Annotated in this window: 25 protein-coding genes and 1 pseudogene; 3 read left to right on the top strand and 23 right to left on the bottom strand. The window is 26.9% G+C overall.

What is annotated here, in order from left to right; all coding sequences use genetic code 11:
* Window positions 1-51: 51 nt before the first annotated feature.
* On the bottom strand, window positions 52-834 hold the full coding sequence (locus LEQ07_RS14235) for a RelA/SpoT domain-containing protein (RefSeq protein WP_263331181.1): 783 nt from the start codon (window positions 832-834) through the stop codon (window positions 52-54).
* Between the two features lie 207 nt (window positions 835-1,041).
* Between LEQ07_RS14235 and LEQ07_RS14230 the strand changes: the two genes are divergently transcribed.
* Entirely contained in the window at window positions 1,042-1,281 is a 240-nt protein-coding gene (locus LEQ07_RS14230) for a GGDEF domain-containing protein (RefSeq protein ID WP_152650820.1), read from the top strand.
* Between the two features lie 173 nt (window positions 1,282-1,454).
* Here LEQ07_RS14230 and LEQ07_RS14225 read toward each other — a convergent pair whose 3' ends face one another.
* From LEQ07_RS14225 to LEQ07_RS14160, 17 genes are all read right to left on the bottom strand, one after another.
* The gene (locus LEQ07_RS14225; protein WP_263331180.1) at window positions 1,455-2,771 is read right to left on the bottom strand and encodes a sensor histidine kinase; all 1,317 of its coding nucleotides are present in this window, start codon (window positions 2,769-2,771) and stop codon (window positions 1,455-1,457) included.
* A 72-nt stretch (window positions 2,772-2,843) separates the two neighbouring features.
* Window positions 2,844-2,954 (bottom strand): LytTR family transcriptional regulator DNA-binding domain-containing protein, encoded by a 111-nt coding sequence (locus LEQ07_RS23115; protein ID WP_442952428.1) that lies wholly within the window; start codon window positions 2,952-2,954, stop codon window positions 2,844-2,846.
* Between the two features lie 100 nt (window positions 2,955-3,054).
* A complete protein-coding gene (locus LEQ07_RS14220) occupies window positions 3,055-3,504 on the bottom strand; it encodes a LytR/AlgR family response regulator transcription factor (protein WP_263331179.1) in 450 nt (149 codons plus the stop codon).
* Window positions 3,505-3,664: 160 nt separating this feature from the next.
* Entirely contained in the window at window positions 3,665-4,489 is an 825-nt protein-coding gene (locus LEQ07_RS14215; protein WP_263331178.1) for a sensor histidine kinase, read from the bottom strand.
* A 31-nt stretch (window positions 4,490-4,520) separates the two neighbouring features.
* A complete protein-coding gene (locus LEQ07_RS14210; RefSeq protein ID WP_263331183.1) occupies window positions 4,521-4,841 on the bottom strand; it encodes a PAS domain-containing protein in 321 nt (106 codons plus the stop codon).
* Window positions 4,842-4,957: 116 nt separating this feature from the next.
* On the bottom strand, window positions 4,958-5,092 hold the full coding sequence (locus LEQ07_RS21725; RefSeq protein WP_332843204.1) for a hypothetical protein: 135 nt from the start codon (window positions 5,090-5,092) through the stop codon (window positions 4,958-4,960).
* 173 nt (window positions 5,093-5,265) lie between these two features.
* A complete protein-coding gene (locus LEQ07_RS14205) occupies window positions 5,266-6,417 on the bottom strand; it encodes an aminotransferase-like domain-containing protein (protein ID WP_332843203.1) in 1,152 nt (383 codons plus the stop codon).
* Window positions 6,418-6,662: 245 nt separating this feature from the next.
* Complete coding sequence (locus tag LEQ07_RS14200; protein ID WP_263331177.1) at window positions 6,663-6,833, bottom strand: hypothetical protein; 171 nt, start codon at window positions 6,831-6,833, stop codon at window positions 6,663-6,665.
* 2 nt (window positions 6,834-6,835) lie between these two features.
* Window positions 6,836-7,066, bottom strand: a complete 231-nt coding sequence (locus tag LEQ07_RS14195; RefSeq protein WP_263331176.1) for a hypothetical protein — start codon at window positions 7,064-7,066, stop codon at window positions 6,836-6,838.
* 19 nt (window positions 7,067-7,085) lie between these two features.
* Window positions 7,086-7,739, bottom strand: a complete 654-nt coding sequence (locus tag LEQ07_RS14190; RefSeq protein ID WP_263331175.1) for a hypothetical protein — start codon at window positions 7,737-7,739, stop codon at window positions 7,086-7,088.
* A gap of 32 nt (window positions 7,740-7,771) precedes the next feature.
* A complete protein-coding gene (locus LEQ07_RS14185; RefSeq protein WP_263331174.1) occupies window positions 7,772-8,626 on the bottom strand; it encodes a hypothetical protein in 855 nt (284 codons plus the stop codon).
* A gap of 131 nt (window positions 8,627-8,757) precedes the next feature.
* Window positions 8,758-9,693 carry a carbamate kinase gene (arcC, locus tag LEQ07_RS14180; protein ID WP_332840888.1) on the bottom strand — a complete coding sequence of 312 codons (936 nt, stop codon included), beginning with the start codon at window positions 9,691-9,693 and terminating at the stop codon, window positions 8,758-8,760.
* Between the two features lie 86 nt (window positions 9,694-9,779).
* Window positions 9,780-10,775, bottom strand: a complete 996-nt coding sequence (argF, locus tag LEQ07_RS14175) for an ornithine carbamoyltransferase (protein ID WP_046823805.1) — start codon at window positions 10,773-10,775, stop codon at window positions 9,780-9,782.
* Window positions 10,776-10,883: 108 nt separating this feature from the next.
* Entirely contained in the window at window positions 10,884-11,804 is a 921-nt protein-coding gene (locus LEQ07_RS14170; RefSeq protein WP_332843202.1) for an arginine deiminase, read from the bottom strand.
* Window positions 11,776-12,108, bottom strand: coding sequence for an arginine deiminase family protein (locus LEQ07_RS21720; RefSeq protein WP_332843201.1), 333 nt, complete (start codon window positions 12,106-12,108; stop codon window positions 11,776-11,778). Before LEQ07_RS21720 ends, LEQ07_RS14170 begins: the two co-directional genes overlap by 29 nt.
* A gap of 306 nt (window positions 12,109-12,414) precedes the next feature.
* Window positions 12,415-13,233 carry a class I SAM-dependent methyltransferase gene (locus LEQ07_RS14165; RefSeq protein ID WP_263331173.1) on the bottom strand — a complete coding sequence of 273 codons (819 nt, stop codon included), beginning with the start codon at window positions 13,231-13,233 and terminating at the stop codon, window positions 12,415-12,417.
* Window positions 13,234-13,357: 124 nt separating this feature from the next.
* Entirely contained in the window at window positions 13,358-13,528 is a 171-nt protein-coding gene (locus LEQ07_RS14160; RefSeq protein ID WP_263331172.1) for a MerR family DNA-binding transcriptional regulator, read from the bottom strand.
* Window positions 13,529-13,983: 455 nt separating this feature from the next.
* Between LEQ07_RS14160 and LEQ07_RS23110 the strand changes: the two are divergent.
* Window positions 13,984-15,293: pseudogene (locus LEQ07_RS23110) on the top strand (alanine/glycine:cation symporter family protein).
* 77 nt (window positions 15,294-15,370) lie between these two features.
* Here the strand turns inward: LEQ07_RS23110 and LEQ07_RS14150 are convergent.
* The 3 genes from LEQ07_RS14150 to LEQ07_RS14140 form a co-directional block, all read right to left on the bottom strand.
* The gene (locus LEQ07_RS14150; RefSeq protein WP_046823724.1) at window positions 15,371-16,267 is read right to left on the bottom strand and encodes a D-alanine--D-alanine ligase; all 897 of its coding nucleotides are present in this window, start codon (window positions 16,265-16,267) and stop codon (window positions 15,371-15,373) included.
* A gap of 96 nt (window positions 16,268-16,363) precedes the next feature.
* Complete coding sequence (locus tag LEQ07_RS14145) at window positions 16,364-17,251, bottom strand: cation diffusion facilitator family transporter (RefSeq protein ID WP_263331171.1); 888 nt, start codon at window positions 17,249-17,251, stop codon at window positions 16,364-16,366.
* Window positions 17,252-17,672: 421 nt separating this feature from the next.
* Window positions 17,673-18,728: a M20 metallopeptidase family protein gene (locus LEQ07_RS14140; protein ID WP_263331170.1), complete on the bottom strand. Its 1,056-nt coding sequence runs from the start codon at window positions 18,726-18,728 to the stop codon at window positions 17,673-17,675.
* 284 nt (window positions 18,729-19,012) lie between these two features.
* On the opposite strand from LEQ07_RS14140, the gene LEQ07_RS14135 reads away from it, so the two are divergent.
* Window positions 19,013-19,921, top strand: a complete 909-nt coding sequence (locus tag LEQ07_RS14135) for a LysR family transcriptional regulator (RefSeq protein WP_263331169.1) — start codon at window positions 19,013-19,015, stop codon at window positions 19,919-19,921.
* Window positions 19,922-19,947: 26 nt separating this feature from the next.
* Here the strand turns inward: LEQ07_RS14135 and LEQ07_RS14130 are convergent, their stop codons facing one another.
* Together LEQ07_RS14130 and LEQ07_RS14125 are read right to left on the bottom strand one after the other, a co-directional pair.
* A complete protein-coding gene (locus LEQ07_RS14130; protein ID WP_021430512.1) occupies window positions 19,948-20,133 on the bottom strand; it encodes a hypothetical protein in 186 nt (61 codons plus the stop codon).
* A 140-nt stretch (window positions 20,134-20,273) separates the two neighbouring features.
* Window positions 20,274-20,684, bottom strand: a complete 411-nt coding sequence (locus tag LEQ07_RS14125; RefSeq protein ID WP_021430513.1) for a flavodoxin domain-containing protein — start codon at window positions 20,682-20,684, stop codon at window positions 20,274-20,276.
* Window positions 20,685-20,799: the final 115 nt, after the last annotated feature.

The following is a 20,799-nucleotide window of genomic DNA, read 5'->3' as shown; positions in this document are numbered from 1 at the left end:
CTATATTTTCTATAATTATTTATATTTGTTACTATTTGTTATTTTTTCCTATTATTTTTTTAAGTTCTCTATTTCTTTGTCTTTTTCCTTTAACTTATCTTCATATTCTATTTTTACGTCTTCTATGCTTTTATTTAGTACATTAATTAGTGATGCCATTTCATCTGAACTACCTGCTATTCTATTCAATAACATCAAATTTTGTGCTAGAACATCTGGAATCTGCTTATGTGAATATCTAAGTTGGTGATCTATTTCTCCATATCCCTCTTCAAAAATAGTTCTTACCTGTATTTCTGCAATTATTTTTTGTGTCGTAGGATATGACTCTATTATGTAATGTACAGATCTATATCCAGATAACCTTGAACATACTTCAATTCCTAGTTCTTCGAATTTTTTTGTATTATCACCTTCTCTTACATTAGAAACAATTTCTAATACTTTCCACATCCTAGTAATAAAACTGTGTATTTCTTCCCAATCCTCTTTAAATATATGTATTACTCTTATTCCTAGTAAATCAGTTATTTCATTTTTATAGTTATCTACAGTAAAATTAAAATCATTTCCATATTTTAATCGTCTATTATCTATCTTCCTTATTATTTTTTCAATTAAATGCTCTGGGTCTTTAACTCTAGTTTTTACTGAGTGAACCTTTGGATGACTTCTTAATATAGTTGCTATTAACTCAGCTTGAGTTTCATAACTTTTTCTATACATCATAAAGTCTTCATAAATATACTCAATTTCATCCCAATCTATACTATCTTTTATTAACTCTTTATCTGTTATTTGGTATTTCTCCAGGAATTCATCTTTTCTTAACATTGCGTTCCCTCTCTTTTGATTTAGTTCATATTTTATTATATCTCATATTTTGTATTTTTAACTATATTATTAATGTTTAAATTTGCAAATAAATTAATAAAAACTTATACTATTTGTTAATAGTAGTTTAAAGAGAGGAAGTGAGTTTTTTGAATTCCATGAAAAATAGTATAAATATACTTATCCTTACCTGATTTTTCAGTTAGTTTGATAATGTTAGATATTGATAAATTTAAAGATATAAATGATACTTACGGACACTTATTTGGTGATTTTGTTATTAAAGAAGTAGCAAACTTACTTGATTCTTATATAAAAAATTTTGGCGGTTGGACATGTAGATATGGAGGAGACGAATTTATAGCTGTTATAGAAAATAAATCTGAAAATGAAACTTATACTATAATAAATAATTTTAAAACCTTTATTGAAACTAGAGAGTTTTAATATAAAATTAATATCACTTGTAGCTTTGGAGTTTCTTATCTTAATAAAGAAAATGTAACCTTTAGTGATGCTTTGAATTTAGTTGATACACAGCTATACAAAGCTAAAAATTCAAGAAATTCAGTTTGTTAGAATCAATGTAAAAATGCTATTTTGTTTTTGAAATAGCATTTTTATATTGGGATAATAAACTTTACAGTAAAACAGTATTCTTCTATATTAAAATCTATAACCCCCTCATATTTTTCTATTGTAAGCTTTAAATTTTCAATACCAATTCCATGATTAGTTTTATCTTTTTTAAAAGTTTCTATTTTAAAACTTTTATCTAATTCAAGTGGTTTTTTATTTTTAGAGTTTTTTATAACACATATTAATTTACTATCTATAACATCGCAATATAAGTGAATATATTTTTCTCTTTTATTATCCTCTAAGTTCATACATGCCTCTATGGCATTATCTATTAAATTATTAAATATTATTGATATATGCATATTTTTTATATGTATATCTTTAGGTATAAATATATCATATTTTAGTTTTATTCCATATTTTTCGCATACTTTTATTTTATTTTTGATAAGTGCATCCATTAAAATATGCTCACTAACAAAATAGCAATCAATTGCTTCAATTTCTTTGTCTATCTCATAGATAAAATTCTTTGCTTCTTCATGCTTTTTAGATGCTACTAACTGATTTAAAGCAAATTTATGTTTCTTAATATCATGAGCAATATACCTAACTTTTTTCATGTATTTTTCATATTCACTATAGTGTTTAATTTGATTTTCTAATTGATTGTTACTAACTTCAAGATTATATTTTGTGTAAGAAAGCTCTGCCTTTATCAATATATTTTGAATTATTAACTCACTAACCAATGTATAAAACATTATATATTTAACAATCTCCATGCTATTTTCACTTATAAATATCCATTTTAAAAAATGTGCTATTATAATATTGTCTATGCAATAATTTATTGTGACATAAACACAATATTTATATTGTTTATTCAAATAAATATATTTATTTTTAATTCTTGTATTCATAAATTTATAATACATTACTATAAATGTACCAATAGAAATAATTGATATTAAAGTATCTATTATGAAATATCCATTTGATAAAATTTCCAAAGAATAATTATACTTTAAAATAAAATCAAACGTACATTTATATATTATAAAAGCTATTAAGTTTGAATACAATGCATACTTTAAAATTGTAAAACCTATTAAAATTATCCTGGTTTTAACTTCTAGCTTTTTTATATATATGTATATAATTAAAAGTGAAATTACTGTAAATATTGTTATGTATAAAGTTGTATTATATATCTCCATTAATGTTGTGAGTAATGGGAGTAGTATTATTACAAACATAGATACAGTATCTTTATATGTAACTTTTATAGATCTAAAGTAACTATAATATATGAAAATTATAAATCCGATTAATCCAACTATGTAAACAAACAAATTATCCTCCTATTGTTATACGTTAATCCTTTATATTGTAATTTATATATTTTTCTTTTAGCTCTAAAGTTTTCAGTCTACTAACCATAGCTTTTTGTGGAATATCAAAAATATTTCTCTTGAGGATATCTTTCGTATCTTTTTTATATTAACGATATAACTTCTATGACTCCTATAAAAAATTTTCCCTCTAACTGTTTTTCTATATGTTCTAACTTACCATAAAATGATTTAGTTTTATATTCTCCATTAAAATCATAGTGTATGGTTATAGTTCTATTGTTTACCTCAAAAAATATATACTATTTACATTAAATTTAACAATTTCTTTTTGCATTTTTAAAACTATAGTCCTAGTTTTTTGATTTTTTTTTACTTCTAAAATAATTTCTTTTAATTTTTCTTCACTTAACGATTCTTTAAGCAAATATTCGTATACATTTAATCCATACCCCTTAATTGCATATTCTGCATAATTAGTAAGAAAAACAATGTATACTTCTTTATCTAAGAGTCTTATCTTTTTAGCCGTCTCAATTCCATCTATATCGTCCATAACTATATCTAATATAATTAAATCGAAATCTTCATCATTAATATCATCTAAAAGTCTCAGTCCTGAATCATACTCAAAAATAGTAATACTTGTATCTATTGATTTTGAAAATTTAGCTATATAACTTTTTACTGTGTCTCTGTATATTTTTTCATCGTCACAAATAGCTATTTTCAACCTTATAACACCTTCCATTTTTTATTTGTAATATAATTACTTTTTATAATAACATTTATAATATATAGCGTAAACGATAATAAAGATAGAAACATAAATTTCCATCTTTATTATCAAAGTCTTATATGAATTGTTATTTTAATCATATTTTTCAACTCTATTAGTATATATCCGAAAATTCTATACTCATAGGATCAAACCCACTTATTACACATGGAGTAGATAATTTATCTTTTGAATTAACATTTTTAAATGGAAGTTTTACAATAAACTCACTACCTTCATCTAAAGAAGTATTTACATCTATACTCCCCCCATATATATTCACTAATGAGTTAGTTATATATAAACCTAATCCACTTCCTTCATTTAATTTTACTAGTCTATCATCAACATAGCTTAATTTTTCAAAAATACATTTTGTATATCTATTTGGTATACCTACTCCATCATCTTTAACTTTTATAGTAATATAATCTTTTTCACAAGTTAATACAACTTCTATTCTTCCATTTTTCTTGTTATACTTTATTGCATTAGACAATAAATTCAATAAAATTTTTTCAATAATATTTTCATCAAATTTTCCAATATATTCTTCTTCATTTGTATCAAAGATTAAAATTATACCCTTTTCTTCACAAAATACAGCAGTTTTTATACAAATATTTTCTATAAAATAAACAATATCTCCAATTTTAAAATTACATTTTATCTCATTTGAATCTAACTTAGTTACATAAACGAGATTATTGGTAAGTTTTAACAATCTAAGACTATTTTTTTTTATAATGTCACTTATGTATTTAATTTCATCTACATCAACCTTTCGCATTGAATCAATATTGAAACTCAATAATTGTAGTGAACTCATAATTGCATTTATTGGTGTTCCTAACTCATGGTATAGATTTGAAAAAAAATCAGATTTTAACTTTTCTATTTCTTCATGTATATGTGCTGTATTAGTTATATCTCTAACCATTCCAACAATCCCACAAACTTGATTTTCCTATCTAACATTGGAGTTTTGTTATTTCTATATGTTTTCTTTTTTGATTTTGAGTTTCTATTTCTGTTTGGTATATTCTCTTTGATTTATATGTAATCACTTCTTCATCTTTTTCTTCAAAAATTTTAGATTGTTTATTATGTTTGTATATATCTTTATCTGTTTTTCCTATGATTTGATTAGATGTCAATCCTAAACAATTGCAAAACTCTCTATTACAATAAATATATGTCCCCTTTAAGTCTTTATAAAATACAGCGTTTAAAACTGACTCCCCTAATGCAACCCCTAAATCACTTTTATTTTCAGCTAAGTTATAGTTCATTTTTGCCACTTATGTAACCCCCCTTTAATTTTTCATCTATAAATTTTTAATATTTATTACTATATTATATAAAATAAAAGTAAATTTAAGTCGCATTTGGTTGTGAAATGTGTTTTTTAGTTGTGAAATGAATTTATTGAATCCCCTATAATTTTTATTCCTTTTTCAATTTCTTCAAATGAAAGTCTAGAAAATCCTAACCTCAAAGTGTCTTCCCCTTTTTCATTTACATAAAATATATCTCCTGGCATAAATATAACCCCTTTATCATAACATTTTTCTAATAATTTCCTTGAGTTTATATTTTTTAACTTTATAAAAATGTGAAGTCCGCCTTCCCCTAGTATATATTCATTTGGTATATATTTCTTTACGCATTCATATGCATAGTTAAACTTTTCTCCATAAAATTTTTTTATTTTTTTTACATATTTTCAAATGCTCCACTACTCAAATAATCGTATAGGACTGCTTGGTCTAAAAATGAAACATGAATACTTTTGCATCTTTTTACACTTTCAATCCTTGAAATTACAGATTTATCACATAGTATCCACCCTATTCTAAGCCCTGGGAAAAGTATTTTTGAAAAACTACCTATATATACAACCCCATTATTTAAATTATCTAGAGATGCAATCGGAAATATATGAGAACTAGAATACAGCAACTCTTCATTGAATCCATCTTCTATTATTGGTATATTGTACTTTTTCATTAATTTATAGAATCTGTATCTATTTTCAGGATCCATAACCATTCCTGTTGGATTATGATATGATGGCGTTATGTACGCAAATTTAGGTTTTATACCTTTTTTTTCTAAAAAGTCTAGCTTTTCTTCTAACATATTAAAATTTAAACCATCATTATCTATATCTATGCCTACAATATTTAACCCTAAAAATTTAAATATCTTTTTTGCTGTATTGTGAGTTGGATTTTCACATATTATATAATCATCTTTTTCTGTGAATGATGATAAAATAATCTCCAATCCCTCTGTAAACCCATTAGTTATTAGTATATCTTTATTACTTGTATCTACCCCTTTACTATTCATATAGCTCAATAAATAATCTATAAGAGGCTTGTACCCTTTTGCGTACCCATAGTTTAAAATTTTATGACCTTCTAATGATATTCTGTTTAAAAAAGCCTTTTTAAACTCATCTATATCAAATAACTCTCCATTTGGAGCTATACTTTTAAAAGATATTAAGTCGTCCCTCCATGGAATCTCACTTTTTACAATATCCATGTCATTGGCTATTTTTATCTGTTCATTTTCAAGACAATTGAAATCTACATTCCAAGATTTATTTACTGACTCATTTTTATGATTTACGAAAGTTCCTTTTCCATAAACCGAGTAAATTACTCCATCTGCTTTTAGTTCTTCATATGCAGAAATTATAGAATTCCTACTTACATTTAAAAACTGGCTTAACTCCCTTGTTGAAGGTAGTTTACTATTGTCTGGTATTAATCCTTTGCTTATCATTATTTCTATATGATTTTTTATTTGTATATAAATTGGATCTTTATTATTTAATTTTAAATTTGAAAATAACAAATAATCACCTCTTAATCTTAAAAATTCTATTTATAATTATACTATTTCAACTTTAATTTTAAAAACAAAAATTTACTTTGTTTGAATGACTGTGTCGACAAATTGGTGTGCCGTTACTTAAATGACTCCTTCTTTTACTTAAAAAGCTTTTTATTATATTTAAATATCAACTAAATATTATACTATCAATTTACTTAAACGTAAAAAAGTATAGAGATAAATTTATTTATCTCTATACTTTTTAGTTAAGTATTACAAGTATTTAGCTTATTATTTACTTTATTTTGTAACATATATAAAAGTACAGGTATATACATATATGTTAAATAGCCTTCTATATTAAATAAGACTAATATTAATAAAAAAGAAGATACTATAGACGCAATTGTAGATGCTCTATTACTCTTTTTTAACATTTTCATGAAACCCCAAACATAATTCCAAATATAATTATCATAAGTGAAAATGCAATAAATATACTCAGTTGCTGTAAATTTGATGGTATTTTAGGTATATACGAGTATAAAGTTACAAATATATATGTCAATAATCCAAACGTTATATATATCTTCCCCATAGTATTTCTCTTAAAAAGAAGTACTACTGTAAATATAAAGTAAATACAACTTAAAAAACTAACTAAACTCATAAATTCACCTACACTTATTTTATAATCCTAAGAATAATGGTACCACAGCTAATATAATAACTGTAGCTACAAATATAATAACTAATAATTTACTTACAAATTTAACCCAAGTAGCATAATCTATCTTAGATATAGTAAGTCCCCCCATAACAACTCCTGATGTTGGAGTTACTAAGTTTACTATACCACTACCTGCTGCAAAAGCTGTAACTACTACTTCTGGTGATATACCTAGTTTTTGTGCTAATGGTGCAAATATAGGCATAGATACTGATGCAAGTCCTGAAGTAGATGGTATTAAAAATGATAATCCTATATAAATTACATAAGCCATATTGGCAAATAATATAGAAGATACTCCACTTAATACTCCAGACGCTTTATCTAGTATATATAAGTCTAAGCCTGCATTTGCCATCATAAAAGATATACCTCTTGATATACCTATAACAAGTGCAACTCCAACCATATCAGCACAACCAGCTATAAATGATCCTACAATATCTTCTTCTGACATTTTATATACAAATCCTATAATAACAGCCATTAAAAAGAACCAAGCTGTTAATTCAGGGAACCACCATCCCCCTAGAGGACTTCCATTTAACCATGCTGTAGTATTGTCAAATACTGTTATTCCAAATTCACTCCATGGAATAACTCCCAAAATCATAACTACAAATGATAGTATAAATAATACTAATACTACTTTTCTTTTCCATTTAACTCTAATATTTCTTCTTGATTTTTACTAAATGCTTCACTTGCTGAATCTAATTCATGTTTAGATAATATAGTTGCATTTTTATCAGCATAAACTTTTTTTGCATAACGCATTACATATATTATAGAAATTATAGTAGTTACAATCCATAATATTACACCTAATATTATAGTAGTTCCTTGGTTTATAGTTACTCCAGCTGCTCCAGCTGCTGAAACTGCTGCTCCTATTGCAAATGGATTTACAGTTGAACCTAAAACCCCGCAACCACAACCAAGCAATAATATCGAAGCCCCAACTATTGAATCAAACCCTGCTGCTATCATAGTAGCAGTTATAAGTGCATAAAATGCTAGTGACTCTTCTGCCATACCATAAGATGTTCCTCCTAATGAAAAGATTATCATTAAAACAGGGATTAACATAAGTTCTTTTCCTTTTAGTTTATTAACTAATGCTCCAACCCCAGCATCTAATGCTCCAGTTTTCGTAACAACCCCTAAAAATCCGCCTATTATAAGTACGAATAAAGCAACATCTATCGCTCCCTTAACTGACCCTTCATTGCTTACACTTATTAAAGGCCCATCCGCACTATTTATTGTTTTTAGTGCACTTTTAACTCCACTTGTATTCATTGCATCTGAAACTTTACTTGCCAAATCTACATCTTGAACACCCACCATACCTGCAACAGGCGCCATAACTGTATCAGCTAAACTAGCTTTTTTTACACCTGGAACAACTTGAGTTATAATAGCTATTGCTATCATTATAATCAATAATACAGTATACGCAGATGGAAATTTAAACTTTTTGGTTTTATTTTTTGACATTTTATCAAATCCCTTTATTAAATTTTTAGTGATATATTAAAAAATTATCATATTGTTTCTAAAAAAGGAATATCATTTTTCAAAAACAATACTCCCCCTTTTATATGATATATATTTTACTCAAATTTTATTTATTTTTGTATTATTGTTCCTGTTTTTCCATGTAAAGCATCTTTAGCTTTTTCTAAAGATGTTATTAAAGCTTTTCCATTTGTAGATTGTTCCACAAAATCCATACAAGCTTCTATTTTAGGAAGCATAGAACCTTTTGCAAAATGCCCTTGTTCTTTAAATTCAGCTGCTTCCTTTAAGCTTATATTATCTAATTCTTTTTGATTTGGTTTATTAAAGTTTATGCAAACTTTATCTACCGCAGTTAATATAACTAGCATCTCAGCATCAAGGTCTTTAGCTAATTTAGCACTTGATTTATCTTTATCTATAACCGCAGCCACACCTTGTAGTGATCCGTCTTCCTTTTCTATTACTGGTATTCCACCACCACCAACAGTTATTACTATACTTCCATTATCAGCTAATTGTTTAACTGTATCTAATTCCACTATTTTCTTTGGTTGAGGAGATGCCACAACTCTTCTATATCCTCTACCTGCATCTTCAACGAATGTAAATCCTTTTTCACTAGCTATTTTATCAGCTTCTTCTTTAGTGTAAAACATTCCGACTGGTTTAGTTAAATTTTTAAATGCCTCATCATTTTTATCAACTACAACTTGAGTAACTACTGATACAACATTTTTATTTAATTTTCTAGAGTTTAATTCATTTTTTATTGATTGTTGTAAATGGTATCCAATATATCCTTGACTCATTGAACCACATTCTGCAAACGGCATACTTGGTGTATTAGCCCCATTATTAGATGCAAAATCCATAGCTAAATTTATCATCCCTACTTGGGGCCCATTACCATGTCCAACTATTACATTGTATCCCTCTTCACAAAGGTCAACTATTGTTTTAGCGGTATGCTTAACTAAGTTTAATTGTTCTTCAGGATTATTTCCTAATGCATTTCCACCTAATGCTATCACTAATCTTTTCATAATTATCCTCTCTCGCTTTTCAAATATTTTATAAAAATAACCCCCATAATATTTCATATAACAAAATGGGGGTTTTTTACTATAGATTATTGTCCTATAGTAGCAGCCATTATAGCTTTTATAGTATGCATTCTGTTTTCAGCTTCGTCAAACACAACAGATTGCTTAGATTCAAATACTTCATCTGTAACTTCCATTTCAGTTATACCAAATTTTTCATGCATTTCAGCACCTACTCTAGTTTTTAAATCATGGAATGCTGGTAAACAGTGCATGAATATAGCTTCTGGATTAGCATTATTCATAACTTGCTTATTAACTTGGAATGGTTTTAATTCTTTTATTCTTGCTTCCCAAACTTCATCTGGTTCTCCCATAGATACCCAAACATCTGTGTATATAACATCAGCATTTTTAGTTCCAGCCATAACATCTTCAGTTAATGTTATAGTGCATCCATTTTCTTTAGCTATTTCTTTACATTCAGCTACTAATTCATCTGCTGGGAATAATTCCTTTGGAGCACAAGCTGTAAAGTTAAGTCCCATCTTAGCACAAGCAACCATTAAAGAGTTGCCCATGTTATTTCTAGCATCTCCCATGTAAACAAAGTTTACACCTTTTAATCTTCCTAATTTTTCTTCTATAGTTAATAAGTCAGCTATCATTTGAGTTGGATGGAACTCATTTGTTAATCCATTCCATACTGGTACTCCAGCATTAGCTGCTAATTCCTCAACTATTTCTTGAGAAAATCCTCTATATTCTATACCATCGTACATTCTACCTAAAACTCTAGCCGTATCTGCTATAGACTCTTTTTTACCCATTTGAGACCCTGTAGGTCCTAAGTATGTAACACCCATTCCTAAGTCCATTGCTCCAACTTCGAATGAACATCTAGTTCTAGTTGAGTCTTTTTCAAATAGTATAGCAACATTTTTACCGTCTAATGCCTTATTTACTACACCAGCTCTTTTTAAATCTTTTAAGTTTTTAGATAAATCTAATAAATATCTAATTTCTGCACTTGAAAAATCTAATAATTTTAAAAATGAACGACCTCTTAAATTAACTCCCATTGTAAAACCCTCCTAGTAATTTATATTGAATTATATTATATTTTTTATATCTTCTTTAAAAGTCTCAATTTTAAATCTTTTAAAGAAGTCTTTAGCATATTGTAAAACTTATACTTCTCTAATTAAAGGCATTGACATACATCTTGGTCCTCCACGACCTCTTGACAATTCACTTGATGGTATAACATGTATTTTTATTCCATTTTCAACTAATAATTGATTAGTTACATAGTTTCTTGAGTAAACAACAACTTCCCCTGGTTTTATACATAATGTATTAGAACCATCGTTCCATTGCTCTCTATCAGCTATAACTTTATCTCCACCACCACATTGGATTAATGTAACTTTTTCTACTCCAAGGTGTTTAGCTAATATAACTTCTAAATCTTCATTCATTTCTTTAATATTTAATTCACCTTCTGAATCTCCTTTAGTTATTTCAAATACTTGAAGAGGTCCTTGTATTCCTGGGTGTATAGTGAATTTATCAACATCTATTTGAGTGAAAACTGTATCTAAATGCATCATAGCTCTATTATTTGGTATATTAACCCCTAATATAGTTTCTATTTTATTGTTTGCACTATGGAAAAATATCTGTTTAGCTATATGTTCAATAGCTGCAGCTTCAGTTCTTTGAGATATACCTATCGCTAAAGTTTTTTCAGTTAAGTTTAGTATATCTCCCCCTTCTATATGATGCTCAAAATCTCTATCATAAAATCTTTCAATCTGTCCTTTGAAATCTTTATGATACTTGAATATATAATCAGCATATAAAGTTTCTCTATTTCTAGTTACTGAATACATTTTATTTAAACTTACCCCATTTCCTATACTTGCAAATGGATCTCTTGTAAAGTATAAGTTTGGCATTGGATCAGCTATAAATGGGTAATCATCATCAGCTAAATCAGCTAAACTTTTATTTGATAGTTTAGGTAATTCATTTTTGTTTATACCTGCCATTGTTTTTCTTATTAATTCTTCATTATTTTTAAATCCTTTTAAAAAATTTATAAACATTTTTATATAGTTCTGGACTTTTAATTCCTGCCTCTTTTATAAATTGGTTTATAAATTGTTCTTTAACTTTTTCATCTTCTATAGCTTCTGCTGCTAATTCATGTAAGTAAACAACCTCTACTCCATTTTGTCTTAATACTTCTGCAAAAGCATCATGTTCTTGTTGAGCAACTTCTAAAAAAGGAATATCATCAAATAATAATCTCTCTAAGTATTCAGGTGTTAAATTTTCAATTTCTGCACCTGGTCTATGAAGTAACACTTTTTTCAAAGGTTTAATTTCACTTGTTACTCTAATTCCCATATTCATTTCCTCCCTACTTAGTGTAAATATTTCTTTTACTTTTTTAATTGAGTACAATTTAATTGTAAATTTATTTTAAAAATCTTATATTCTATATTAATTTGTATAAACTTTTAATTTATATACATTAAACTTAACTAATAAATAAATTATTTTGTTTATTTTTTAACATTATTGTATGTGTTTGGTATAAAATATAAGTCTATTAAAATCTTATTTTAAATTGGTGTTTACAGTCCAGTTTTTGTACTTTTAAATAATACATGGCTATTTGTTATATGAATCTTACTTATTTTTATATGTTCATCAATATAATTTCAAATTCTTTTTCTTTGTATCTACTATTTCCAAAATATTACCTGGAATTGTATATACATATTCTAATATAGCTTTTGTATCATTCACTATAAGCTTATCTTTATATGAATAAGTTTGGATATCACTAAAATAGTCTTTTAGTATACATTCTCCATTATTTAGACCAAAGTTTTCACAAAGCTTTTTCTCTGAAATTTTCATGTTGCTACTAAAGCCTATCATAATTTCTTCTAATTCTTTCATATGTTTATCATCAATAGTAGAGCAGTAAAATTGTCCTTCTGTTTTTAAAACTCTTTTAATCTCAAATAAAACTTTATCTAAGTCTTTCATGTAGAATAAAACATGATTGGCAATTACTACATCAAAACTTTCATCTTTAAAGGGCATATCACTTGGGTCTATTCTTTTGAAATTGAATTTATGGTCATAGTCTCTAAGATTATAATTTGCATCATCAATCATATCTTGACATATATCTGTTAAAGTTATATTTACACTCTTTTTTAGAGAATTAATATTTTTAAACCATAAAGCTCCATTACCGCAACCAATTTCTAATACCTTATAATTTTTTTTAAATTTTAATTTATTAAAAACCCAATTGTACCAACCTTTTTGATTAGACCCAAACTTATCTTGAAGTTTAACGTTTGCATTTAGGTTAGATGAATCTATGTATTGTTGAAGCAGCTGGTTTTCATTTTCTAGCATCTTAATTATATTTATCGTCTTTTCCCAGTTTATACACTCATCATTTTTAATACTAGATTCTGCTGCTTCCATAATATTTAGAACTGTTTTCATATGGTTTATTTTATTTCTGATAATATTTTTTGTAAATTAAAAGAATTAGCTATATCATCTTTTCCAAAGCTTTGTAATTCAATCCCCATTACTTCATCTAAAGACAATCCTAGATATTTTAAAGCTAAAATTTTTTTAACTTTATAAAATCGTTATTTGAATATAATCTGTAACCAAGTTCATTATGATGAGATGCTTTTAAAATTCCCTTATTATCATAATACCTTATAGTCCTTATTGTCACTCCTGCCATCTTAGCAAATTCACCTGTAGTATATAATCTTTCATCATTCATTATATCCCCCCCAACTTCATTGCCTAATTATATTTTATAGGGTTACGTTACGTAATAGGCAATATGTAATTTATATATTTTTTAATTTTTTAAAAATATATTTTAACTATAATTTCTTCATATTTATACTTTATTTTTAAGCTTTTTATTTATTTTAGTTTTTATGTATTTCTATATTTCTATATATATAAATTATATGCTTACTTACTGTAATATTTCAAACAAAAAGGAAATTTAAATCCTCCAAAATAAAGAAATATTAAATTTTTTTGTATTCTAAGAATTTAATTTTTATAAGTTAATTTATATTCAGCATAAAAATTTTCTTTGCATATATTCAAAAACAACTGCTACAATTTAACTACACAAATATTTTTATGCTAAAAAAATTAATATACAAATTCAAGGGGGTATTATTTTATGTTTGATATATTCAAGCAATTTATTGATTGGTTATGGCTTTATCCGATTTTAATTATCCTAGTCGGTGGTGGTATAACCATGTCAATTACGTTAAATTTTTTCAAATAACAAAATTACCATTCATACTAAAAGAAACTTTTGGAAAAATATTCAAAAAAGGAGAGGGGGATGGAACAATAACTCCATTTCAGGCAGCTACATCTGCTTTAGCTTCTACAATAGGTGCTGCAAATATAGTAGGTGTTCCTCTAGCTATAGCTACAGGAGGTCCTGGAGCTATATTTTGGATGTGGATTATTGCCATATTTGGATGTGCTCTTAAATACTCAGAAATTATATTAGGTATAAAATATAGAGTTAAAAATGAAGATGGTGAATACGTAGGAGGTCCTATGTATTATCTTAAAAATGGAGCAAAAATGCCCTTACTAGGATCTTTATTCGCATTTTTCTTAATGGTTGAAATAGCACCATCTATAGCAACTCAGTCAGCTTCAATTATTCAAACTGCTGAAACTATAAATATCCCTCCTATCATATCATGTTCAGTTCTTGTGTTCATAGTCGGATTGGTTGTTTATGGAGGAATAAAACGAATCTCAAAAGTTACAGAAAAACTAGTCCCATTTATGGCTGTTGCATTTTTTTTAATATCACTTACAGTCGTGTTAATTAACTTCAAAACATACCATATGCATTTAACTTAATATTTAAAGGAGCATTTAATCCTACTGCCGCTGCTGGTGGATTTACAGGTTCTATAGTATCAGCAACAATAAGAGCTGGAGCAGCTAGAGGAGCTTATTCAACAGAAGCAGGTATGGGTACATCAACAATAGCTCATTCTGCTGCTGTTACTGATTTTCCTGCAAGACAAGCTCTTTGGGGCGTGTTTGAAGTTATCGTTGATACACTGTTTATATGTACAATAACAGCATTGTTAGTTTTAACTACAGGAATATGGTCTGACCTTGGAGCTGACAAAGCTGCTGCTATGCCTTCTATGGCAATTCAAAGTGTATTAGGTACTAAATTTGGTGGAGGTTTTTTAACTATTTGTATGCTTATGTTTGTTTTATCAACTTTAATAGTCATAATTTTTTATGGCGAAAAGCAAGCTGAATATTTATTTGGTTTAAAAACATCTAAGTTAGTTAGACTGATTTATTTATGTTTTATAATTATAGGCGCATTATGTAAGTTAGGTAATGTAGTAGTGTTATTAGATTCTGCCCTAGCCTGCGTTATAGCTACAAATATGATAGGCGTAATAAAACTTCGAAAAGAAGTAAAAGAAGAATCCGATAAATTCTTTGAAAGTCAAAAAGCTAAAGCAAATTAATTAAATAACTCAACTAAAATAAGCTAACTCAACTTATAGATTAATCTTTATTTTGAATTAGCTTATTTTTTATATTTTTAATTTAAAGAGTACTGTATTATTTTATTTATCAACTCACTAAATCCTATTCCATTAGCCTTCGCGCTTCTTGGAATTAAACTAGTTTGGGTCATTCCTGGTAATGTATTTAATTCTAATACATATGGCACACCATCGCTTATTATTACATCTACTCTAACATAAGCTTTACAGTTAAAAGCTTCCCAACATCCTTTAGATATTTCATTTACTTTTTCTTGTAATTCTTTTTCTAAATAAACTACTTCTTCTGTAGCCCCGTTTGAACTATATTTTGACTCAAAATCGAAAAACTCTGAATTTGATTTTATTGATATAGTAGGGAATACTTCTCCATTTAATATAAATGATGTGTACTCTCCACCTTTTATATATTTTTCTATCATTACACAATCATCAACTTCTAATCCTTTTTGTACTGCATTTAATACTTCTTCTTTAGACTTTATTAAAAATGTTGCTACACTTGACCCTCCACTATTTGGCTTTATAAATACTGGATATCCTATTTTTTCTATTTCTTCATAATTTATATCTTCTATTTTTCTAACTACTGTCCAAGGTGCTGTTGGTAAATTAGAATCTCTTAATATTTTTTTAGTCATATTTTTATCCATGCATAAAGCACTAGTTAATGGATTACATCCTGAGTATGGAATATCCATAGCTTCTAAAATAGATTGGACACATCCATCTTCTCCAAATTTACCATGAAGAGCTAAAAATGCAAAATCTATATCATCTGTTACCTTAGTGAATATATCTTTTTTATCATTTAATACAATCTTTACTGCTTCATGTTTATCTCTATCTATATTGTTAAAAACCTCTTCGCCTGATCTTAGTGATACTTCTCTTTCCGAAGATATACCACCCATTATAACTGCTATTTTCATCTATCTCACTCCTAATTATTATCTTTTACGTCATTACTTATATAAACAGTATATGATTTATGGATTATATCTTAAAGTACCACCCATAGTCAAGTTTTATATATCAGTGGTTTTCTTATTATAAAATGGTTCTATATGAATTATGACTTGAGCACTTTTATTTATATTCTTTCTTATAGATTCTTCAATATCATGATTTAATTTATGAGATTTTTCAACAGTTATATTAGGTTCAACCATTATATGCATATCAATATGCACATCATTTTCACTACCTCTACTTCTAATGTTATGAACATCTTTTATTTCATTAAAGCTTTTTAGTATCTCTTTTATAGCCTCTTCATCAACTATTGCTTTATCAACTAAAACATCTATAGTAGATTTAAAAATTTCATATGAAGCATGAAGTATAAACCCTGCAACAACTAAAGATGCAATAGGATCAATTATAGCTGGTAATCCTAATCTAACCCCAACTAAAGTTAATAAAACCCCTATAGAAACAAATATATCGCTTTTAGTATGAAGTGAGTCTGATATTAGTATATAACTATTTAGTTCTTTACCTATTCTATATTCATAAGTACATACAAATATATTTATTATAAGAGTTAATATTAACACAAATAAACTTCCAATTGTTATTGTTGGTTCAACTGGATTTTGAAATTTCAAAATACCTTCAAATATAATTTTCCCACCTATAAATAAAAGCATTGCACCTATAAAAAGACCTGATATAACTTCAAATTTCTTATGTCCATACGGGTGTTCTTTATCTTTGGGCTTAGATGCAATAGATATTCCTATTAAGCCTACAATGTTTGATGTTCCATCAGATATTGAGTGAAATCCATCAGCAGTCATACTTGCACTTTTTATAATACTACCAATTGCTATTTTTAATATTGCAACACCTATGTTTGCAAATAATATTATCCATAAAACTTGTTTTACTTTTTTATAATTATCAGATATCATAATTAGCCTCCTTAATTTTAAAAATAAAAATTAGCTTTGCTTGAGCGACTACGTCTGCGAACCACTTCATGTCACTCAAATTTCATATCGTCAACGTCCACTCGGCAAACTCGTGTCCCGTTACTAAAACGACTTTGTCCGTTGCTCAAAAACTTTTTGCGCTTAAAACCAAACTTATAAATTCCTATACCTGTTTAATATACAATTTTTCGGTCTGTTAATTCCTAAAGCGCAAAAAAATCCATGGAAAAGTTTTTAAACTATCCCATGGATTTATATATCCACTGCTTCCTAAGAAACCCAGCACATAATAATACGTGCCTGATAACTCCATTTAACATGTTAAAATTAATTTTAATTCTATCAATTAAATATCTTGCTGTCAATATTAATTTATATTCAAATTAAGCTAATTATGTTACTAATTATTTAAAAAATTTATTGCTCCTTCTACTAAAAGCCTACATCCCTTTTCAAATACGTCTTCATTAAGTTTTACTTTTGGATTATGAAGAGGATAAATCTCCTCACCCTCTATTATTGTGTTTAATCCATAGTATACTCCAGGTATTTTTTCAAAGTAATAAGATGCATCCTCGCTACCCATAGCTCCTTTAGGTAAAAGCATAATTGAGTTTTCACCCCATATATTTTTGCAAATACCTGATAAGTAATCAACCATATCATTATTATTATTAAGTGCTGGATATCCATATTCATATTCATACTCATAGTTTCCACCCATAGTCTTTGTTACCCCAGATACAATTTCTTCTAATCTTTTATTTACAAAATCTCTAGAATCATTTTCTAAGCATCTTACTGTGCCTAAAATCTCAACATAATTAGGTATTATATTATATGCTGGAGTTGATGGTTGTTCGCTTTTTATATTGGATATACTTATTACAATAGGGTTTTGAACATCATTTTCTCTTGTCAGTATTCCTTGTATCATATTTATAATTTGATTTGTCATAAATATCGGATCTTTTGAAAATTCTGGAGTTGATGCATGTGCACCTTTTCCAACAACCTTTATTTTAAATCGGTCTGATGATGCCATCATTCCTCCTTTTTTTGTTACAATCTGTCCAGGTTTAAAATATGGTATGCTCATAACATGCTGGGCTATAATAGCATCTACTTTTGGATTTTCTAAAACGCCTTCATCCATCATTACTTTTGCTCCTCCTCCATATTCCTCTCCTGGTTGAAAAATAAGTTTAACTTGCCCATTTAATTTATCTTCATTTTCTTTTAATATTTTTGCTGCACCTAAAAGCATTGCAGTATGTGCATCATGTCCGCATGCATGCATATTTCCATTTGTTGACTTAAAATCTACTTTTGTTTCCTCCGTTATAGGTAAAGCATCCATATCAGCTCTTAATGCTATAACCTTTTTATTTGTTTTTTTACCTATCAATCCTGAAAGTCCTGTACATGTTTTAAACTCTTTATAATCTATACCCATATTTTTCAATTCTTTTTTACGTACTCTAATGTTTTTGGTAAATTCAACCCAATCTCTGGTATTTGGTGTAAATCTCTTCTACATTTAATTATGTATTCACTTATATTTTCTTTATATCTTAACATTTTAATTACCTCCAATATCAATAAATATTTTAAAATAAATTTGATGTATTCTTCACTTAATGTATAATTTAATATTACTACTAATTATTATTTTGAAAAAATCTAAAATATTTATACCTATATATAAATAATATTTATACTTACGATTGGAGGATTAATATGAAACTTGAACAAATTGTATACGCTCTTGAAATTGCAAGATGTGGATCTATATCTAAAGCAGCTAAAAATTTACTTCTAACTCAGCCTAATTTAAGCTCATCTATAAAGAATTTAGAGGATGATATTGGATTTAAAATTTTTCAAAGACTTCCTAGAGGTGTTTCTGTTACAAATAAGGGTGCTCAATTTTTAGAATACGCTGAGTCAATTTGTAGAGACGTAGAAAATATCAATTCAATAGGATCAAATTCTAATTCATTAACTCCTATTAATTTTTCTTTATCTACTCAATCATTTTCTTACATAATGGATAATTTTTTAGCTCTTCATTCAAATTATAATAGCAATATTACTAATTTTAAAATTAAGCATTCTCACTACTTTGAAGTTTTAGATGATGTTGTAAGAAAACAATCAGATATTGGGATAATATCTATATCAAATGAACACATGGATTTATGGAATAAACTTTTTAAATCTAAAAATATTGAATTTAATCCTCTAACTTCTGGTAAATTACATGGTTATATATTAGATAGCCACCCTCTATTTAATAAAGAAAATTTAGTAATTGAAGATCTATTTGAATACCCATTAGTTACATGTAATCATGATGACTATAATGCTTTGTATTCAAATGATTTTTATAAAAATAAATTATCTTTTAAAAATAATATACTTGTATCTGACTATGGAGCCTTAATTTATACAATGGAATCTGTAAATGCTGCAACTATAATACTAAAATTAGAAAATAGTTATACAAAATTGTATTTTGATAGCTCTCACAAAGGTCGTTATGTCAATATTGATGTCTTACCAGAAATTACACTTGGTTGGATTAAACTTATTGATTCTCCAATTTCATCTATAGCAAGTGAATTTATAGATTTAATAACAAAATAAAAAATAGGAGTATACACTCCTATTTTTTATTTTGTTAATGACCACTCATCATTCTTTATATATATCCTTTTTGTATTACAGCTTCTATCCATTACAAGTAAGCTATCGTCTTCTATGTTATTGCTTAAAAGCATTAAATCATTATCCCTACAAAAATTTCTTGCAAGCTCTAATGCATCGGACTCCATATTTAGTTCTAATAATCTTCCCATTTATTTTCTCCTTAAAAATATAATTTAACTCAATTTTATTATAATATATATTACCCTTAAAATAAATATAGACTATATGTTTCCATATAACTAGTGATTTGTTAAATATATATTTGTTAATATTACAATGGGCTATTTTATTAATTATAAGCTAATGCTAAATTATTATTTAAAACATCTACAAAATTATAAATTTTTTCTTCATCTTCTTTTTTAAAATGTTCTTCAAAATTTATAAGTCCTGTAAATTCTTTTGGTAGATTATTATCGATATAATTTATTTGTTTTTCATCTTTATTTACTGTGAAAAATCCTAATTTCTTAAATTTAAACTCTTCTATGTTATTTTCTATAAATCTTTGAATTTCAGTTGAAATTTCTCCATCTTCTAGGTTTATTCCTATTAACACATTCTCATATTTATCTAAGTAAAAAGATGAATTATATTTTGTATTTCTTACATCTACTTCTGAGTCTAATTTTTCTGATAAAGACATTGCTAAGTTTTTAGTTATTCCATTATTACTCCCATAAGCTATTAAAGTACACATTAACACTACCTCCACCAATATATAGTATATATTATTGATATTTTTTATTTCTTATATGTTATACTATATACTATTAATCATCTTTTGCAACCATTTTCACGGAAATTCCATGTTA

The organism is Paraclostridium sp. AKS73, assembly GCF_025671395.1.
GTDB classification, from domain to species: Bacteria; Bacillota; Clostridia; order Peptostreptococcales; family Peptostreptococcaceae; genus Paraclostridium; species Paraclostridium benzoelyticum.
This window is presented reverse-complemented; position numbering and strand designations above follow the sequence as displayed.

Bases quoted from the DNA above. Each gene is read 5' to 3' on its own strand.
- LEQ07_RS14150 (WP_046823724.1), bottom strand. From the start codon at position 16,267: ATGAAAATAGCAGTTATAATGGGTGGTATATCTTCGGAAAGAGAAGTA.
- LEQ07_RS14190 (WP_263331175.1), bottom strand. From the start codon at position 7,739: ATGATTTTGGGAGTTATTCCATGGAGTGAATTTGGAATAACAGTATTT.
- LEQ07_RS21720 (WP_332843201.1), bottom strand. From the start codon at position 12,108: ATGGGAATTAGAGTAACAAGTGAAATTAAACCTTTGAAAAAAGTGTTA.
- LEQ07_RS14235 (WP_263331181.1), bottom strand. From the start codon at position 834: ATGTTAAGAAAAGATGAATTCCTGGAGAAATACCAAATAACAGATAAA.
- LEQ07_RS14185 (WP_263331174.1), bottom strand. From the start codon at position 8,626: ATGTCAAAAAATAAAACCAAAAAGTTTAAATTTCCATCTGCGTATACT.
- LEQ07_RS14170 (WP_332843202.1), bottom strand. From the start codon at position 11,804: ATGTTTATAAATTTTTTAAAAGGATTTAAAAATAATGAAGAATTAATA.
- LEQ07_RS14210 (WP_263331183.1), bottom strand. From the start codon at position 4,841: ATGAACTATAACTTAGCTGAAAATAAAAGTGATTTAGGGGTTGCATTA.
- LEQ07_RS14130 (WP_021430512.1), bottom strand. From the start codon at position 20,133: ATGGGAAGATTATTAGAACTAAATATGGAGTCCGATGCATTAGAGCTT.
- arcC (WP_332840888.1), bottom strand. From the start codon at position 9,693: ATGAAAAGATTAGTGATAGCATTAGGTGGAAATGCATTAGGAAATAAT.
- LEQ07_RS14160 (WP_263331172.1), bottom strand. From the start codon at position 13,528: ATGAATGATGAAAGATTATATACTACAGGTGAATTTGCTAAGATGGCA.
- LEQ07_RS14165 (WP_263331173.1), bottom strand. From the start codon at position 13,233: ATGAAAACAGTTCTAAATATTATGGAAGCAGCAGAATCTAGTATTAAA.
- LEQ07_RS14140 (WP_263331170.1), bottom strand. From the start codon at position 18,728: ATGGGTATAGATTATAAAGAGTTTAAAACATGTACAGGACTTTCAGGA.
- LEQ07_RS14195 (WP_263331176.1), bottom strand. From the start codon at position 7,066: ATGAGTTTAGTTAGTTTTTTAAGTTGTATTTACTTTATATTTACAGTA.
- argF (WP_046823805.1), bottom strand. From the start codon at position 10,775: ATGGGAGTTAATTTAAGAGGTCGTTCATTTTTAAAATTATTAGATTTT.
- LEQ07_RS21725 (WP_332843204.1), bottom strand. From the start codon at position 5,092: ATGCCAGGAGATATATTTTATGTAAATGAAAAAGGGGAAGACACTTTG.
- LEQ07_RS14215 (WP_263331178.1), bottom strand. From the start codon at position 4,489: ATGGTTAGAGATATAACTAATACAGCACATATACATGAAGAAATAGAA.
- LEQ07_RS14125 (WP_021430513.1), bottom strand. From the start codon at position 20,684: ATGTGTACTTTAATAGCTTATGGGAGTAATAATGGAATAACTAAAAAC.
- LEQ07_RS14145 (WP_263331171.1), bottom strand. From the start codon at position 17,251: ATGATATCTGATAATTATAAAAAAGTAAAACAAGTTTTATGGATAATA.
- LEQ07_RS14135 (WP_263331169.1), top strand. From the start codon at position 19,013: ATGAAACTTGAACAAATTGTATACGCTCTTGAAATTGCAAGATGTGGA.
- LEQ07_RS14200 (WP_263331177.1), bottom strand. From the start codon at position 6,833: ATGTTAAAAAAGAGTAATAGAGCATCTACAATTGCGTCTATAGTATCT.